The sequence below is a fragment of the Brachybacterium paraconglomeratum genome (assembly GCF_003994255.1).
In the GTDB taxonomy this organism is placed as follows: domain Bacteria; phylum Actinomycetota; class Actinomycetes; order Actinomycetales; family Dermabacteraceae; genus Brachybacterium; species Brachybacterium conglomeratum.
On sequence record NZ_ML133858.1, the window covers coordinates 25,593 to 42,450 of the forward strand.

Below are 16,858 nucleotides of genomic sequence, written 5' to 3' on the forward strand. Positions count from 1 at the left end.
GTAGGGGCGCACGGTCGTGTTTCCACGGCGCTGTGGACAGGGGTCGGGTCAAAACCTGGTCAAACCCGGGGTGGATCAGGTCACTCAGTCCTGCGCCGTCCTGACTGATCTCCTACCGGCTCGTCCCTCGCCAGTACGTCGATCAGTCCTGGTTCTTGCCCTGCTCGGCGCGCCAGCGGATGCCGGCGTCGATGAAGCCGCTGATCTCGCCGTCGAAGACCGAGGAGGGGTTGCCCTCCTGGTACTCGGTGCGCAGGTCCTTCACCATCTGGTACGGGTTCAGCACGTAGGAGCGCATCTGGTCGCCCCAGGACGCCTTGACGTCGCCGGCGAGCTCCTTGCGCTCGGCGGCCTCCTCGGCCTTCTTGAGCAGCAGCAGGCGCGACTGCATGACGCGCAGCGCCGCGGCGCGGTTCTGGATCTGGGACTTCTCGTCCTGCATCGACACGACGGTGCCGGTGGGCAGGTGGGTCATGCGCACCGCCGAGTCGGTGGTGTTCACCGACTGGCCGCCCGGGCCGGAGGAGCGGAAGACGTCGATCTTCAGGTCGTTCTCGGGGATCTCGATGTGGTCGGTCGACTCGATCAGCGGGATCACCTCGACCGCGGCGAAGGAGGTCTGGCGGCGGCCCTGGTTGTCGAAGGGGCTGATGCGCACCAGGCGGTGGGTGCCGCCCTCGACGGAGAGAGTGCCGTAGGCGAAGGGGCCGGCGACCTCGAAGGTCACCGACTTCAGCCCCGCCTCCTCGGCGTAGGAGGTGTCCATGACCTTGGTGGAGTAGCCGTTGTTCTCGGCCCAGCGCAGGTACATCCGCATCAGCATCTCGGCGAAGTCCGCGGCGTCCACGCCGCCGGCGCCGGCACGGATGGTGATCACGGCGTCGCGCTCGTCGTACTCGCCCGACAGCAGCGTGCGCACCTCGAGCTCGTCGAGGGTCTTGTGGATGCTGGTCACCTCGGCCTCGGCCTCGGCGAGGGTGTCGGGGTCGTCCTCCTCGGCGGCGAGCTCGACCATCACCTCGAGGTCCTCGATGCGGGAGGCGAGCTCGGAGATGCGGCGCCGCTCGGACTGGGCGTGGGAGAGGGCGGCGGAGACCTTCTGGGCGTTGTCCACGTCGTCCCAGAGGTCCTGGGCGGAGGCCTGCTTCTCCAGGTCCGCGATCTTCTTATCGAGGGCGTCGACGTCCGTCACCTGCTCGATCGAGGACAGGGTCGAGCGGAGCCGGGGGATCTCTTCTGAGAAGTCGATGGAAGCCACGATCGGGGAGTCTACGGCAGAGGGCTCGATGCGGCCCGGGAGTCGCGGAGGTGAGCGGGCAGGGCGCGTCCCATCTCACGGCCCACCTCCTCCAGCAGTGCCTCGCCGCGCGCGATCGCGTCGGGCACATCGGCGGCGCGGGAGACGAGGTCGAAGGCCTCGTCGATCCCGGCGGAGGCGAGCTCCTGCAGATCGAGGGTGACGGCGCCGGCGACGGCGAGGACGGGCAGTCCGGCCGCGGCGGCGCGGCGCGCGACCTCGGCGGGGCCCTTGCCCTGGAGGGTCTGGACGTCGAGCTTCCCCTCCCCCGTCACCACGAGGTCCGCGGCCGCGAGGCGGGCGTCGAAGCCGGCGAGCTCGAGGACGACGTCGGCGCCGGAGCGCTGGGTCGCGCCGAGCAGCAGCAGGGCGTAGCCGACGCCGCCGGCGGCACCGGCGCCCTCGGCGCGGGCCGTCGCGCCGCTCGGGTCCAGCAGTGTCGCGGCGGCGGCGAGGGTCCGGTCGGCGGCGGCCACGGCCTCCGGTCCGAGCCCCTTCTGCGGGCCGTAGACGGCGGCCGCCCCGTCGTCTCCGAGCAGGGGGTTCGCGACGTCGTTCGCTGCGATCAGCGACGCGCCCTCGAGAGCGGCGAGGGCCGGGGAGAGGTCGACGCTCGCCAGGGCCTCCAGACCGGCGAGGCCGGGGGCGATGTCCTCGCCGTCGGCGGTGAGCAGGCGCGCGCCGAGGGCCTGCAGGAGTCCGGCGCCGGCGTCGGTGGAGGCGCTGCCGCCGAGGCCGACGACGATCTCGCGGGCTCCGGCGCGGACGGCGGCGAGGATCAGCTCGCCGAGCCCGCGGGAGGACGCATCGCGCGGGGAGAGCTCCTCGCCGGGGAGCGCCTTCAGGCCGACGGCGTCGGCGAGCTCGAGCACGGCGGTGGTGCCCTCGAGCGCCCAGACCGTCTCGCGCGGCTCTCCTGTCGGGCCGGTGACCGTGGCGGGCTGCGCCGTGGCACCGGCGGCGAGGGCCGCATCGACCGTGCCGTCGCCGCCGTCGGCGATCGGGCATGCGGTGATCTCGGCGTCCGGGGCCGTGGCGGTGATCCCGCGGGAGAGGGCGGCGACGACCTCGGCGGCGGTGAGGGAGCCCTTGAACTTGTCGGGGGCGAGGAGGAGGCGGGTCATGCGGTGCTCGCGATCTGCTCGACGGTGAGCGACGGGTGGGACATGGCGAAGGCTCGTGCAGCGGTAGCGGACGTCATGGCGCTGGTCGGGATCCTACGGAAGCAGAGTCATGCATGCTCGCTCGGCCCGAGACTCGGACTCCCGGTGACCTGGGCGAGCCGACGGCAGGGTCGAACCGGCGGCACGGTCGAGAGGCCGGTACGGACCGGACGGAGGTGGCTCACCGCGCCCGGGCCTCGCCGAGCACGGTCAGCGGGATCGAGGTGTCGGTGCCGCGGGTGAACCAGCCGACCAGCGGCGGATTCGTACGGGCGGCGAGGACGACGTGGGCGGTGCCGTCGGCGTCGACCGTGACCTCCTGGATGTGGATGTCCTCGGTGCTGGTGGTGTCGTAGGGGTAGGTGCGCAGGTGCTCCTCGGCGGCGTCGCGGGCGGAGCCGGTGTGGATCGCGGGGCCGTCCCCGTCGGAGTAGATCCGGGCGGGATCCACGGCCTGGGAGGCGGCGAGCGCGGCGCTGTCGGCGGCGTGCTGGAGGCCGTTGCGCTCCAGCTGCACCCCGGTGATCGAGGTGCCGACGGCGATCACCATCAGGATCACGACGAGCACCCCGGTGGTCAGGATCGTCATCGAGCCGCGCGCGTCCGCCCACCGCTCCCGCACGGTCGCGACCGGCCGGCCGATGCGCGAAGCGAGCGGGGTGGCGGCCGCGCGGAGCAGGAGGGGGCGGCGGCGCCGCTCCTGCGCGGGCCCGGACCTCACAGGTCCGCCCGGTACTGGTCGACGGGCACCGCATGGGCGGCGCCGACCGCGACGGGGCCGGTCTCCCCGAGGATGGGTCCCAGGCCCGGCACGGGGACGGGGATCCGCACCCGTGCGGTGACGACTCCTCCCGCGGTCGCGCAGGGGTCCTCGCTGCAGCTGAGCTCGACGACGTCGCCCGGCGGGAGGCCGTGGTCCTCGAGGACCAGCTCCATGTGGCGCGAGGCCCGGGCTGCGGCGCGGTCGGGGTCGGACTCGGTCGCATGGATGCGCGCGGCGTCGCGGGCGATCGTGTCGGCGGCGAAGGCCGCGGCCTGCACGTTGCCGAGGGTGAGCACGAGGTAGAGGGTCGGGATCAGCAGCGCCGCTGCCAGCACCACGAACTCGACCAGGGCGTTGCCCTGCTCCTCCTCGAGCCGGTGTCGGAGCCCGCCCGGAGCGGCGGGGAGCAGGAGGCGACGGAGCCCTCTCACCATGCCTCCTCGTCCACGGCCCTGCCCTCGACGCTCAGCGCGCCTGCGGGACCGATCAGGCCCACGAGCGGGAGCGTCGCGTCGACCTGCACGCGGATGGTCCCGTCGTCCTCCTGCACGGCGGTGGCCTCGGCCTCGAGCCCTCGCCCGAAGCGCTCGTCGACGAGCTGCTGCGCCCGCTGGGCGCCGTCCTGCGGGGTCGATCCCGCGAGCGCGGCGTGGTGCGCTCCCTGCACGGCGGCGTCGACGAGGGTGTTGCGGGTGTGGACGATGAGCGCCGCCTGGATGACCAGCAGCGCGATCATCACGATCAGCACCGCGACCATCGGGAACTCGGCCACGGCCGCTCCCTCGTCCTCTCGCAGCCGCGCGGCGAGTCGCCGTGCCGCTCCTCGTCGCGGCTCTGCGGGGCCCCGGGCGGGCAGCCCGCGGGTCTGCACCGCCGCGGTCGCGGGGGTGCAGGAGCGGGGCGGGGCCGGGCGGCGCATCAGCAGGGCGGTTCGCAGGGGACGGGAGCGGTCAGAGGCTGCCGCCGAGGAAGGGAGCCATCGCGTTCTCGAAGATCTGCACGATCTGGTCGGAGGCGACGGCCCAGAGGGCGACGACGATCCCCGCGGTCATGAGGGTGATCAGCACCCAGCCGGGGACGTCGCCCTGCTCCGAGGCCAGACGGGCGAGGAGGCGGCTGCGCAGCCCGGCGCGCTGCCGGATGCGGTCTGACGTGCCGGGCTGGGCGAGGCGGTGGCGCGGTCGCATGCGGGTGTGGAGTCGGGTGCGGTGGACGGTCATGTCGGCCTCCTCGGCGGACGGGTCCGGGTCAGGGCCCGGGCGGGTGCGGATCGGAGCGGTCGGGGACGGAGGGACGGAGGACAGGGCGATGACGGACGAGGTCGGGGACCGAGACGACGTCGCCGTCGCGGGCGATGTCGGCATCGGGTGCGGGACCGGTCGGGCGCTCACAGGGAGATCTCCAGCACGGCGAGGCCGGGGAAGATCGCGAAGAGGATCACCAGCGGCAGCACGAAGAACACCACCGGGACGAGCATCGCGATCTCCCGCTGTCCGGCCATCTCCATCAGGTCGCGCTTGGCGTTCTCGCGGGCGTCCTGCGCCTGGGCGCGGAGCACCTCGGCGAGCGGTGTTCCCCGCTCGATCGCGATCGAGACGCCCTCCCCGAACCGGCTGAGGGACTCCAGCGGGGTGCGCGCCCCGAGCGAGGCGAGGGCCTGGGAGACGCTCGATCCGGATCGGATGTCGGCGATCGTCGCGGCGAACTCGTCGGGCAGCGCGCCCGTGGAGGTCCGTGCCACCCGCTCCATCGCCGCGATCGGGCTCTCTCCCGCGGCGACGGCGAGCGCGAGCAGGTCCGCGACGGTCGGGAACTCGCGCGCCATGCGGGAGGCGCGGCGCTTGATCTCGACTCCCAGCAGGTAGTCGCGCAGCAGCACGCCCAGCAGCGCGCCGAGCGCCACGATGAGCAGCCCCAGCACCGCGCTCGCGTCCCGCATCACGATCGCGGCGACGGCGAGGACGATCCCGAGCACGAGGCCGACGGCCCCGAAGACGACCTGCTCGATGCGGAAGGAGTCGGCGGAGGTGCGTCGCCCGGCCAGGCGCAGGCGCCGCTCGAGCTGGTCAGCACCGCCGGTGAGCCGTTCGAGCAGGCCCAGCCCGCGCGCCGCGACCGGGCCGAAGAGGTTCTCCACGACGATGCGGGCCCGGCTCCTGCTGGTCGGCGCCGCGAACAGCGAGGAGTTCCGGGAGCGGCGGAGGTACGGGTCGACGCGCCGGCCGAGGTCCCGTGTGCGCAGCCAGGGCAGCTGGATGGCGAGCAGGTAGAGGCCGGTGCCGAGCATGAGACCCAGCAGGATCCCGGCGAGCAGGGACATGCTCATCGCAGCACCCTCTCGTCCTGCGGCAGCTGCGCGATCATCAGCATCACCCGGTAGGCGATCAGAGAGACCACCCCGCCGACCACCACCAGGACCATCCCGGCCGCGGAGTCGTAGGCCTGGGCGGCCTCGGGCCGCGTCGACATCAGCGCCAGCACGATCCACGGTGCGACGAGGGCGAGGCGGGCGGCGTTCACGGTCCACGACTGGCGGGCCTCGAGCTCGGCGCGGGTGCGGGAGTCCTCCCGCAGGAACGCCGAGAGGGTGCGCAGGAGCGAGCCGAGATCCGTGCCGCCGACGTCACGGGTGATCCGCAGCGCCTCCACGATCCGATCGCCGACGGGATCGGCGAGACGCACCTTGAGCCGGTCGAGGCAGGCGGCGAAATCTCCGCTGGCCTGGTAATCCAGGGCGAACTCGGAGAACGCGGGCCGCAGCTCCTCGGGTCCCTTCCGGCTCAGCTGCACCAGCGCCTCGGGCAGGGAGAGTCCGGCGCGGATGGCGGAGTTGATGTGGTCGACCGCCTCGGGCCACACCTCCCGCATCGCGGTGGTGCGCCGTCGAGCCGCTGAGCGCAGCACGAGCACCGGCAGGACCGAGCACAGCAGCCCGATCGTCAGCGCCGGGACGAGCGCACTGGAGATCGCCCACAGCGCGGCGGCGACCACGAGCCCCAGCCCGGCGCTGAGAGCCGGCACGGCGGCGGGAGGCACCGAGTCCAGCCCCACCTTGATGAGGTCGTCGCGCAGGCGGTCCATCCCTCGAGAGATTCTGCCGGGGCTCGGGACGGCTCCCTCCTGCTCCCACAGCGACCACCAGATCGACAGCAGCCCGAGCCCGGCGACGAGGCCGAGGAACGCTCCGTCGGTCATGCCGCGCTCCTCCCCCCGAGCAGCTCGGCGAGGTCGTGTCCCGCACGGGCGAAGCGCTCGGCGTGCGGCGGATGTCCGTCACCGCGGACCAGCCGGTCCCCGCGCAGGGAGAAGACGTCGGTCACCTCGATGATCTCCTCCTCGACCCGTCCGCTGAGGCCGACGATCTCGCGCACCCGTCGGCGCCCGTCGGCGAGGATGTCGAGGTGGACGACGAGGTCGATTGCGCTGGCGACCGTGGGGACGACGAAGCGGCTGGAGACGTTCTCCCCCGCCAGCAGCGGCAGCGTGCACAGCTTGGTCACCGCGTCCCGTGCGGAGTTCGCATGGATCGAGGCGAGCCCCGGCAGTCCGCTGTTGAGCGCGATCAGCATGTCGAGGCTCTCCGCCTCACGCACCTCGCCGACGATGATGCGGCTCGGCCGCATCCGCAGCGCCTCCTTCACCAGGCGGCGCATCGAGATCTCGCCGGTTCCCTCGAGGTTCGCCTGGCGGGTCTGCATCGCGACCACGTCCCGCAGGGCGAGGTTCAGCTCGAAGACCTCCTCGATCGTCACCACGCGCTCGCGGGCTCCCATCGACTGGGCCAGGCAGCGCAGGAAGGTCGTCTTCCCCGCCCCGGTCGCCCCTGACGTGATCACGTTGAGCCCAGAGGCGATCGCGGCGTCGAGGAAGTCCGCGGCCTGCTGGGTGAGGGAGCCGAGGGCGACCATGCCCTGCAGGTCGTGCGCGCGGGCGACGAACTTGCGGATGTTGATCGCCCAGTGCGTGCGGGTCACCGAGGGGATGACGACGTGCAGGCGCGACCCGTCCGGCAGCAGCGCGTCGACGAAGGGGCTGGACATGTCCAGGCGGCGGCCGCTGGAGACGAGCATCCGCTCGACGATCCCGCGGACCTCGTCGTCGGTCAGCACGATGGTGGTCAGCTCGCTGCGCCCGTTCCTCGCGACGAACACCTGGGAGGGCGAGTTCAGCCAGATCTCCTCCACGCCCGGGTCGTCGAGCATCTCCTGGAGCGGGCCGAAGCCGCCGATCCTCGCGGCGACCTGCGCGACCATGGTGTCGTCGTCGTGCAGCACGGGCACCTCGCCCGAGGACGAACGACGGTCGTAGTCGGCGACGACCTCACGGATCAGCGGCTCGAGCTGATCGGCGTGCACGTCCAGACCGCGGCGCCTGATCAGCTCCCGCGACTCGGCCTCGATGATGGTGGCGGCGTCCAACGTGTCCCCTCCCCTGCCCCTACCGCCCGGTCCCTCCACCCGGCGGTTCTGTGACGCAGCTCGCGACACGCGTGCCACTCTAGGGCGAAACAGCCCCGCTCGCCCTACGCATCCAGGGAATGTGGACAACTCTCCCGGCCCGCTCCCATGGCAGGATGACAGCAGTCCACGAGCCGACTCTCACCCAGGAGCTTCCCATGGCCAAGACCACCAGCACGGGCGAGGACGCCCCGAAGCTGTCCCGCCCCACCCTGAAGTACATGGCCAAGCGCGTGATCGCCGAGTTCACCCGCGACGGCGGCACCGACCAGGCCGCGAAGCTCACCTACTTCATGGTCCTCTCCATCGCGCCGACGCTGCTGGCGGTGTTCTCGCTGGCGACCCTGCTGCTCTCGGGGATCAAGGATCAGATCGCCGATCTGCTGGTGAATCTGATCAAGCAGGCCGCCGGGGGCAGCGGCACGGACGTCGAGGAGCCGGTCCGCAACACCGTCGACTCCCTTCTCGGCTCCGCGACCGGCGGCACGATCGCCCTGATCATCGGTATCGGCACGGCCCTGTGGTCGGCATCGGCCTATGTGAAGGCCTACGGGCGGGTCGCGAACCAGATCTACGAGGTCCCCGAGGGCCGCGGCCCCATCCGCATGAACGGCACGATGCTGCTGCTGACCCTCGCACTGATCCTGGGCATCCTGCTGGTGATGGTCTCGCTGCTGCTCAGCGCCTCCTTGGTCGAAGGTCTCCTCGGCCCGATCGCCTCGAGCATCGGGGCCGAGGGCGTGCTCACCTTCTTGCTGGACTCCTTCCTGCCGATCTGGGCCTGGGTGAAGTGGCCCGTGATCCTGGTGATCGCCTTCGCACTGATCTCGCTGCTGTACTGGGGTGCGCCGAACATCGACAAGCCCTTCCGCTTCATCTCCCCCGGCGGCGTCTTCGCGATCCTCGGCATCGTGGTCGCGGCGGTGGCGCTGTCGATCTACATGGGCACCGTCGCCGGCTACTCCAGCTACGGCGCGATCGGCGGCATCATGGCCGTGCTCTTCGCGCTGTGGATCATCAACATCGTGATCATCCTCGGTGCCGAGGTCGACGCCGAGTACGAGCGGGCCCGCGAGCTCGAGGCCGGCAAGCCCGCCGAGGACTCCCTGGCCCTGCCGATGCGGGAGAGCGCCGGCGCGGAGAAGGCCGAGGAGAAGCGGGAGGCGATCGTCGACGAGGGCCGCGACATCCGCCTGCGCAACCTCCACCACGACTCCGACGCCTACACCGGCGAGGACGCCCGCCTCACCCCGCGCCACGGCGTGCCCGTCGTCGACGACGAGACGGAGTCCGAGGGGAAGCCCTCCGGGAAGGACTCCTGAGATGTGCGGGCGCTTCGCCTTCTTCCAGGAGATCGATCCGCTGCTGGACGACCTGGGGGCCGTCGACCTCGAGGACCCGCGCCTGCGCTCGCGCTGGAACATCCCGCCGACCGCCCCGATCCACGTGGTCACCGAGTCGATCGACAAGGAGACCGGCGAGGTGCTCCGCGCGCTGCGGGTCGCCCGCTGGGGTCTGCTGCCGCCCTTCGCGAAGGACGAGTCCTTCTCCTCGCGCACCTTCAACGCCCGCCGCGAGACCCTCGGCGAGAAGCCCAGCTTCCGCGGCAGCCTCTCCCGCTACCGGGCGATCGTCCCGATGGACGGCTACTACGAATGGGTGCGCGACGACAAAGGCAAGCGCAAGCAGCCCTACTTCATCGCCCCGGCCGACGGCTCTCCCCTGTACATGGCGGCGCTGGTCTCCTGGTGGAAGGGGCCGGGCGGCCATGAGGGCCCGGCCGCGAGCGAGGACGGCGCCTTCCTGCTCTCGACCACGATCATCACCCGCGCGGCCACCGGCGATCTCGCAGGCATTCACGACCGCACCCCGGTGATGCTGCGCCGCGAGGAGGTCGATCCGTGGCTGGACACCGCGATGGACGACCGCCACGCCGCCCAGGACTGGATCCTCGACGACGCGCACCTGCTGGACGACGCGACCCTCGCAGTGCGCGAGGTCGATCCGGCGGTCGGGAAGGTGGGCAACGACGGGCCCGAGCTGCTCGAGGGACCGCAGACCCTGCTGTGACCGCAGCGTCACGGGGTCCGGACCACCCGGCAGCGAGGGTCCGACGTGTGACGGGTCCCGCAGGCTCACGGCCCTTCCGTCCGACTGCGGTCTGACGCCGCGGCACCGCCCCGCCCGTACGCTCGTGGACATGACCGGTCCGTCTCCCTCCGTCCCGTCCCCGGAGCCCGCGCCCGCCCACCGGGCGGTCGCTGCGGGCCCCGCGGCGAGCTCCGGTGCGCGCGGCGGCCTGCGCGACCCGTTCCGATGGATCATCGAGAACCCCGGCACCGTCGACCTCATCGGCTTCGGCACGGCCGCTGCGCTCATGCTGCTGTTCGGCGTCGGCGCCGGGGGTGCGGGCTGGTGGATGCTGGTCTCGGTCCCGATGGTGCTCGCGGGGGCGGTCTGCCGGACCCGCCCCCTGCTGGGCGTGATCGTGATCGGCGTGCTCGCCGTCTCCCACGTGCTGGTCGGCATCCCCGTCGTCGCGGGCGACGTGATGACCTTCTACGCGATGTTCTGCGCCGTGGCCTACGGCAGCACGGCCGTGCACCTGATCGGCGTGGCCGCCGGGATGCTCGGGGTGTTCGTCCAGGCGACCTGGTTCGGGGTCGTCACGGCGTTCGGCGAGTACGGCGGCCTCGGCCAGGGGGCGATCACCTTCGTGGGCCTGGGCATCATCGGCACGATCACGATCATCGCGATCTGGGCCCTCGCCAACCTGCAGCGGGCCCGCGTGCGCCAGCTCGCCCTGACCCGCGACCGGGCCGAGCAGGCGGTGCGCGAGCGGGAGCAGCGCACCGCGCTCGCCGTCGCCGACGAGCGCGCCCGCATCGCCCGCGAGATGCACGACGTCGTCGCGCACTCCCTCTCGGTGATCATCGCGCAGGCCGACGGCGGGCGCTTCGTCGCCTCCCAGAAGCCGGAGAAGGCCGTGGAGGTGCTCGGCACGATCGGAGAGACCGGCCGCGCCGCGCTCGCGGACATGCGCTCCCTGCTGGGCGTGCTGCGCCAGGAGGACGAGACCAGCTTCGGCCCCCAGCCCGGCCCCGAGCAGCTGCCCGAGCTGCTCGAGCGCGTCCGCGCCGCGGGCCTCGAGGTCGACCTCGAGTCCGAGGGCTCCCTCGACCAGCTCCCCTCGTCGGTCGGCATGTCCGTGTTCCGCCTGGTGCAGGAGGCGCTGACCAACGTGCTCAAGCACGCCGGGCCCGGCGCGAGCGCCTCCGTGCGCCTGGTCCGAGGCGCCGAGGGCCTCGTCATCGAGGTCGTCGACGACGGCCAGGGCACCGATCCGACCTCCGACGGACTCGGCCACGGCCTGACCGGGATGCGGGAGCGGATGAGCGTGCTCGGCGGGACGCTGCAGGCCGGACCGCAGCCCTCCCGCGGCTACCGTGTGCGGGCGACCGTGCCGCTGCCCGCCGGCCACGGCACGGACACCACTGCGACGCCCGCCTCCCCGTACGCGACCCCCGCGAGCGCCCCGGAGACCCCGTCCGGCCTCCTCCGCTCCCCCTACCCGACCCAGGCGTCCGGCACGACGCCCGCCCCGGGCACCGCCCCCGACCACGCCGTGACAGATCCTCGAGGAGAGACCCCATGACCGAGACCGCCGATCGTCCCCTGCGCGTCGCCCTGGTCGACGACCAGCCGCTGGTGCGCACCGGCTTCGCCATGGTCATCGACTCCCAGGACGACATGGAGGTCGTGCTGCAGGCGACCGACGGCGCCGAGGCCGTGCGCGAGCTGTCCGCTCGCAGCGTCGACGTGGTGCTGATGGACGTGCGGATGCCGAGGATGGACGGGATCGAGGCGACCTCGACCCTGCTGGAGCGGCTGCCCGTCGAGCGGGCCCCGAAGATCATCGTGCTGACCACCTTCGACCTCGACGAGTACGTGGTCGCCGCGATCCGCGCCGGGGCCAGCGGCTTCCTGCTCAAGGACGCCCAGCCCGAGGACCTCCTCGGCGCGATCCGCACGGTCCACCGCGGCGATGCGGTGATCGCCCCGTCGGCGACCCGACGGCTCCTCGAGCGGGTGGTCTCCACCCCCGAGCCCGCCGAGCAGGACACCTCCGTGCTCGCGGAGCTCACCGAGCGCGAGCGCGAGGTGCTCACCCTGATGGGGCGGGGCCGCTCGAACCGCGAGATCGGCGCGCAGCTGTTCGTCGCCGAGGCGACGGTGAAGACCCATGTGGGGCGGGTCCTCGCAAAGCTCGGTGCCCGCGACCGGGTCCAGGCCGTGATCATCGCCTTCGAGACCGGGCTGGTCACCCCCGGCGAGCAGTGAGCCGCAGGCACCGCCGGGCCCCGGCTCGCGGTGCCCTCCCTCGCGCGCCGCACGGCCGGCGGTCGCGGCCGCGTCATCCCTGGGTATGACGGCCTCCCCTCCCTCGGTCTCCCCCGGTCCGCGAGGCCGCGACCGGGGGCTGACGACCGCGGGGCCCGCGCTCGGGAAGCATCGGGGTCGACATCATGACCCCGTCGCGAAGGACTTCCCGATGACCACCGCCGCCCAGGCCGCTCCCCCGCCCTCCGCCGACAGCTCCGGTGACCCCGTCGCGCTGCGCGCCCGCGCCGTGACCCGCACCTATGGCAGCGGCGCCGGCACCGTCACGGCGCTGGACGCCGTGGACCTCGACATCGCCCGCGGCGCCTTCACCGCGATCATGGGCCCCTCCGGCTCGGGCAAGTCGACGCTGCTGCATGTGCTCGCGGGCCTCGACGAGGTCAGCTCCGGCTCGATCGAGCTCGAGGGCACCGAGATCACCTCGCTGCGCGACGACGCCCTGACCCGCCTGCGCCGCGAGCGGATCGGCTTCGTGTTCCAGTCGTTCAACCTGCTGCCGATGCTGACCGCGGAGGAGAACATCCTGCTCCCCCTCGAGCTGGCCGGGACCCGCGTGGACCGCGCCTGGTTCGACACCCTCACCTCCGCCTTCGGCATCGCGGACCGGCTCGACCACCTGCCCTCCCAGCTCTCCGGCGGACAGATCCAGCGCGTGGCGATCTCCCGCGCGCTGGTCACCTCCCCGGCCGTGGTCTTCGCCGACGAGCCGACCGGCAACCTCGACTCCCGCACCACCGAGGAGGTGCTGGACTTCCTGCGCCTCTCGGTGGACGAGTTCGGCCAGACCGTCGTGATGGTCACCCACGAGCGCGACGCCGCCGAGCGCGCCGACCGGATCCTCACCCTCGCCGACGGGCGGATCGCCTCCGACGAGGACCTGCGCGGGATCCGCACCCCGCGCACCGCGCCTCAGGGGCAGGAGCAGCGCTGATGGCCCGCTCCACCGTGAAGCTGACCCCGGTGCGCCGCCACCTCGCGGCGGTCGTCACCATCGCCCTGTCCTGCGCCTTCGTCGCGATCATGGTGCTGGCGGGGAACCTGATGCAGGCCTCCCTGCGCTCCCAGGCCTCTCAGATCTACGAGGGCGCGGACCTGGAGATCCAGCGCGAGCTGTCCGACGAGGACTGGGCCTCCGAGGAGCCGCTTCCGGCCCCCGAGGTCGAGGGCGCCGAGGCCGTGTGGCCCGCGCCCCGCAGCTACCTCGAGGCGAGCTCGACCAGCGGCGATGGCTTCTTCGAGGCCACGATGCTCCCGCCCGGGCAGGAGGGCGCGCTCGAGGAGGGCTCCGCCGCCGGCACCGAGTCCGAGATCGTGCTCTCCCGCTCCGCCGCCGACGCCCTCGAGGTGGGGGTGGGCGACCCGATCACCGTGGAGGGCTCCGGCCCGGCCACGGGCGAGGACCCCGCGCAGGAGACGGAGCGGACGCTCACCGTCTCCGGCATCGCCGCCGATCCCGCCGGCGCCGTCTTCGGCGGCACCCCGCGACTGATGCTCCAGGACGTCAACGCCGTCGCCCTGCTCGGGCCGACCGCCGGGACGACCACCGACATCTGGCTCGCCACGGTCCCCGACGGCGAGGACCCCGCCGCGGTGGCCGAGGCCGCCTCGGCCTCCGCCGCCGAGGGCATCACCATGCGCGGCGTCGAGGAGGCCGAGGAGGAGGCTGCCGGTTCCTTCATGCAGGGCTTCGGAGCGCTCGGGATGATCCTCGGCGTGTTCGTGGTGATCGCCCTGTTCACCAGCGCCGTCGTCATCGCGAACACCTTCGCGGTCACGCTCGCGCAGCGCACCCGCTCCCTCGCACTGCTGCGCACCCTCGGCGCGACCCGCGCCCAGGTCCGCTCCGTGGTGCTGCGCGAGTCGCTGCTGGTCGGGCTGCTCGGCGCGGCGGCCGGCGTGGTCGCCGGGCACCTGCTGGTCCAGGCCGCGCTCGCGGGCGCCGCCGGGCTCGGCTGGCTGAACGGCGTCGCCCCGGTGCCGGTGAGCCTGTGGTCGGTGCTGCTGCCGCTGCTGGCGGGCGTCGCGATCACCGTGCTCGCGAGCCTCGCCCCGATGCGCTCCGCCACCCGTGTCGCGCCGCTGCAGGCGCTGCGCCCGCAGCCGCCCGCCGTCACCCGCGGGCTCGGGGTGCGCGGCGTGCTGGGCCTGGTCGCCGTGGTGCTCGGCGTGGCCGCGCTCGTCGGCGGGACCGCGCTGGCCCTGAACGGGGTCGCCGCCCTCGGCATCCTCGCGGCGATCGGCGGCGGCGTGCTGAGCTTCACCGGCGTGATGCTCGTGCTCGTCACGCTCACCCGGCCCCTCGCGGCCCTCGCCGCCCGTCTCGGGGCGCTGCTGGGCGGGCTGCCTGCCCGGATCGCCGGGGCGAACGTGGCCCGCAACCCGCGCCGCAGCGCGGCGACGATCGCGGCCCTCCTGATCGGCACCACGCTCATGACGATGATGACCGTCGGCGCCCGCACCGCGGAGGCGACCCTGACCTCGGAGCTCGACTCCCGTCGGCCGATCGACCTGGTCCTCTCCGCGGAGGCGATGCCCGAGGACGCCGCCGAGCAGGTCGCCGCGATCGAGGGCATGGATGCGGCCCACGCCGGCGAGCGCGGGGACGTCGAGGTCGGCGCCGGGGAGCCGATGACCCTGTACTCCGCGACCCCGGAGACGGTGCGCGAGATCTCCCACCGTCCCGAGATGGCGGACGAGCTCGCCGACGGCACCGTGCTGCTCGGGCAGGAGCGGGCCGAGCGCTTCGGGGTCCACGACGGTCAGGTCCTCTCCCTCGAGGGGGCCGACGGACAGAGCCACGACCTGCGCGTCCAGGTGGACGCGAACCTGCAGATGTCGCTGGTGACCCCGGCGACGCTCGAGCAGCTCCTCGGGGAGGGGACCACCCCGGTCGTGCTCGCGGACTTCGCCGATCCCGGCACCGCCGAGCGCGAGGGAATCGACGTGTTCGAGCTGATCTCCTCGGTCGACGAGCTCTCCGCCTCCGAGGGCTTCGAAGGGGCGAGCAGCGATCCCGGCGGCGCCGAGCGCGAGTCCTACGCGCAGATCCTCGATGTGCTGCTGGGCATCACCGTGGCGCTGCTCGCGGTCGCCGTGGTCGTCGCCCTGGTCGGGGTCGCCAACACGCTCAGCCTCGGCGTGATCGAGCGCACCGGGGAGAACGCGCTGCTGCGCGCCCTGGGCACGACGCGCCGGCAGATGCGGGCGATGCTCGGCTGGGAGGGCGTGCTGCTCGCCGCGGTCGGCGCCGTGCTGGGGCTGCTGATCGGCTCCCTCTACGGCGTGCTCGGGATCATCGCACTGCTGGGCTCGACCTATCCGGTCTCGATCACGATCCCCTGGGACCGTCTCGTGATCGTGCTGGTGCTGGCCCTCGCCGCCGGGGCGCTGGCCTCGGTCCTGCCGGGCCGCGCCGCCGCGCGCACCGCCCCGGCCGCCGCCCTCGCCTCCGCGGAATGAGGCGCTGAGGGCACACACGGCCGACGGCGCGGACACGCGCCCACCGCCGCGGGGCCCGTCGGACGACCGCCGTCCGACGGGCCCCGACCGCTGTCGGAGGCGGATCCGCCCGCACAGCGCGCTCGACGGGTACGAGTCGGCTGCTCCCCGGACGGGCCCGCGCGCCCCGGACGAGGAGCGGCGGAGCGGGAGCGGCCCGGCGGGGCTCAGTCCAGGCGCGAGGGCAGCGGCGTGGAGCGCACCAGCCGGGCGAGGACCACGAAGGTCGCGATCGCGAGGACCAGCGCGATCGCGCCCTGCCAGACCATGCCGGAGCTGATCATGCTGGCCCCCACCAGGGCCTGGAACATCTGCCAGGTGATCCCGAAGCCGATCCCGAACCGGCCCTTGGCCAGCACCGAGCGGGCGGCGAGGGCGGTGCCCGCGGCGAACAGCAACAGGAAGATCCCCAGCCCCACCCCGAGCCGGGCGGTCATCCCGCCGCCGGAGGCCGCCACGAAGCAGAAGGTCGCCGCGGCCGCCAGCACGAGCGTCTCGACGCCGAGCAGCAGCGCGGCCCGCGGGCGGGTGCGCGGACCGGGGTCCTCGGCGTCGGCGGGACGGGTGCTGTCGGGCGCGGTGGGCATGGGGGCACTGTATCCGCCGCGGCCCCTGTGCGATCTCGAGCGCCCGTGACATCTCGAGGGCCTGGTGGCAACGGCTTCGTGCCCGGCATCACCTCCCGATCGCGACTTCTCGCGACGGTGTGGGAAGTGCCACCAGGCCCGGCGGTCCAGGCTCTTGTCGAGGTCGTCAGAGGCCGCAGAGAATGGAGAACGGCTCGTCCCGCCGAGGCCCTCCGGTGCACAGCGCACCAGGCCGAGCGTCGACAGCCGCAGAACCCGAGAACGCCCCACAGGGAGCGACCCTCGCCGCGCCTCGCCCCTGCGGGGGCAGGGCGCGACGTCCTGGAAAGAGAGAGTGACGATGGACTGGCGCCACCGTGCCGAGTGCCTCAACCATGATCCCGAGCTGTTCTTCCCGATCGGGAACACCGGACCGGCGATCACGCAGATCCAGGAGGCGAAGGCGGTGTGCCAGAAGTGCGACGTCATGACGGCGTGCCTCAAGTTCGCCCTCGAGTCCGGTCAGGACTCGGGCGTCTGGGGCGGCCTGTCCGAGGACGAGCGCCGCTCCCTCAAGCGCCGCAACGCGCGCGCCCGCCGCGCCAGCTGACCCCTCGCCTGCGGCGCGCCTCCTCAGCGTCGCAGGCCGCCCCCGGGGCCGTGCCGCGAGCCGCTCCCGGGGCTGCGCCGCGGGCCACCGCCGCGGCAGTGCC

17 protein-coding genes are annotated in these 16,858 nt (G+C 73.2%); 7 read left to right on the plus strand and 10 right to left on the minus strand.

Annotated elements, in window-relative coordinates; all coding sequences use genetic code 11:
- Window positions 1-142 precede the first annotated feature (142 nt).
- The 9 genes from prfB to DS079_RS12415 all read right to left on the minus strand — a co-directional run bounded on the left by prfB (window position 143) and on the right by DS079_RS12415 (window position 7,641).
- Window positions 143-1,258: a peptide chain release factor 2 gene (gene prfB, locus DS079_RS12375; RefSeq protein WP_126988165.1), complete on the minus strand. Its 1,116-nt coding sequence runs from the start codon at window positions 1,256-1,258 to the stop codon at window positions 143-145.
- A gap of 11 nt (window positions 1,259-1,269) precedes the next feature.
- On the minus strand, window positions 1,270-2,421 hold the full coding sequence (locus DS079_RS12380; RefSeq protein ID WP_126988167.1) for a glycerate kinase: 1,152 nt from the start codon (window positions 2,419-2,421) through the stop codon (window positions 1,270-1,272).
- Window positions 2,422-2,641: 220 nt separating this feature from the next.
- Window positions 2,642-3,181 carry a pilus assembly protein TadG-related protein gene (locus tag DS079_RS12385; RefSeq protein ID WP_126988169.1) on the minus strand — a complete coding sequence of 180 codons (540 nt, stop codon included), beginning with the start codon at window positions 3,179-3,181 and terminating at the stop codon, window positions 2,642-2,644.
- On the minus strand, window positions 3,178-3,657 hold the full coding sequence (locus tag DS079_RS12390) for a hypothetical protein (protein WP_126988171.1): 480 nt from the start codon (window positions 3,655-3,657) through the stop codon (window positions 3,178-3,180). Before DS079_RS12390 ends, DS079_RS12385 begins: the two co-directional genes overlap by 4 nt.
- Complete coding sequence (locus tag DS079_RS12395; protein WP_126988173.1) at window positions 3,651-3,995, minus strand: TadE/TadG family type IV pilus assembly protein; 345 nt, start codon at window positions 3,993-3,995, stop codon at window positions 3,651-3,653. The genes DS079_RS12390 and DS079_RS12395 overlap by 7 nt, the downstream gene beginning before the upstream one ends.
- A gap of 178 nt (window positions 3,996-4,173) precedes the next feature.
- Window positions 4,174-4,443, minus strand: a complete 270-nt coding sequence (locus DS079_RS12400) for a hypothetical protein (protein WP_010549768.1) — start codon at window positions 4,441-4,443, stop codon at window positions 4,174-4,176.
- 167 nt (window positions 4,444-4,610) lie between these two features.
- Window positions 4,611-5,549, minus strand: coding sequence for a type II secretion system F family protein (locus DS079_RS12405; protein ID WP_010549769.1), 939 nt, complete (start codon window positions 5,547-5,549; stop codon window positions 4,611-4,613).
- Window positions 5,546-6,418, minus strand: coding sequence for a type II secretion system F family protein (locus DS079_RS12410; protein ID WP_126988175.1), 873 nt, complete (start codon window positions 6,416-6,418; stop codon window positions 5,546-5,548). Before DS079_RS12410 ends, DS079_RS12405 begins: the two co-directional genes overlap by 4 nt.
- Window positions 6,415-7,641 carry a TadA family conjugal transfer-associated ATPase gene (locus DS079_RS12415; RefSeq protein WP_126988177.1) on the minus strand — a complete coding sequence of 409 codons (1,227 nt, stop codon included), beginning with the start codon at window positions 7,639-7,641 and terminating at the stop codon, window positions 6,415-6,417. Before DS079_RS12415 ends, DS079_RS12410 begins: the two co-directional genes overlap by 4 nt.
- 155 nt (window positions 7,642-7,796) lie before the next feature.
- Here DS079_RS12415 and DS079_RS12420 point away from each other — a divergent pair, with 155 nt between their 5' ends.
- From DS079_RS12420 to DS079_RS12445, 6 genes are all read left to right on the plus strand, one after another.
- Window positions 7,797-9,002, plus strand: coding sequence for a YihY/virulence factor BrkB family protein (locus DS079_RS12420; protein WP_241237643.1), 1,206 nt, complete (start codon window positions 7,797-7,799; stop codon window positions 9,000-9,002).
- A gap of 1 nt (window position 9,003) precedes the next feature.
- Complete coding sequence (locus DS079_RS12425; RefSeq protein WP_126988179.1) at window positions 9,004-9,750, plus strand: SOS response-associated peptidase; 747 nt, start codon at window positions 9,004-9,006, stop codon at window positions 9,748-9,750.
- A 130-nt stretch (window positions 9,751-9,880) separates the two neighbouring features.
- The gene (locus tag DS079_RS12430) at window positions 9,881-11,335 is read left to right on the plus strand and encodes a histidine kinase (RefSeq protein WP_126988181.1); all 1,455 of its coding nucleotides are present in this window, start codon (window positions 9,881-9,883) and stop codon (window positions 11,333-11,335) included.
- Window positions 11,332-12,021 (plus strand): response regulator, encoded by a 690-nt coding sequence (locus tag DS079_RS12435; protein WP_010549775.1) that lies wholly within the window; start codon window positions 11,332-11,334, stop codon window positions 12,019-12,021. The genes DS079_RS12430 and DS079_RS12435 overlap by 4 nt, the downstream gene beginning before the upstream one ends.
- A gap of 211 nt (window positions 12,022-12,232) precedes the next feature.
- On the plus strand, window positions 12,233-13,012 hold the full coding sequence (locus DS079_RS12440) for an ABC transporter ATP-binding protein (RefSeq protein WP_126988184.1): 780 nt from the start codon (window positions 12,233-12,235) through the stop codon (window positions 13,010-13,012).
- The gene (locus DS079_RS12445) at window positions 13,012-15,540 is read left to right on the plus strand and encodes an ABC transporter permease (protein WP_126988186.1); all 2,529 of its coding nucleotides are present in this window, start codon (window positions 13,012-13,014) and stop codon (window positions 15,538-15,540) included. The genes DS079_RS12440 and DS079_RS12445 overlap by 1 nt, the downstream gene beginning before the upstream one ends.
- A 206-nt stretch (window positions 15,541-15,746) precedes the next feature.
- On the opposite strand, the gene DS079_RS12450 is transcribed toward DS079_RS12445, so the two are convergent.
- Window positions 15,747-16,166 carry a hypothetical protein gene (locus DS079_RS12450; protein WP_053917668.1) on the minus strand — a complete coding sequence of 140 codons (420 nt, stop codon included), beginning with the start codon at window positions 16,164-16,166 and terminating at the stop codon, window positions 15,747-15,749.
- A gap of 340 nt (window positions 16,167-16,506) precedes the next feature.
- Between DS079_RS12450 and DS079_RS12455 the strand changes: the two genes are divergently transcribed.
- Complete coding sequence (locus tag DS079_RS12455; protein WP_010549779.1) at window positions 16,507-16,755, plus strand: WhiB family transcriptional regulator; 249 nt, start codon at window positions 16,507-16,509, stop codon at window positions 16,753-16,755.
- Window positions 16,756-16,858 lie beyond the last annotated feature (103 nt).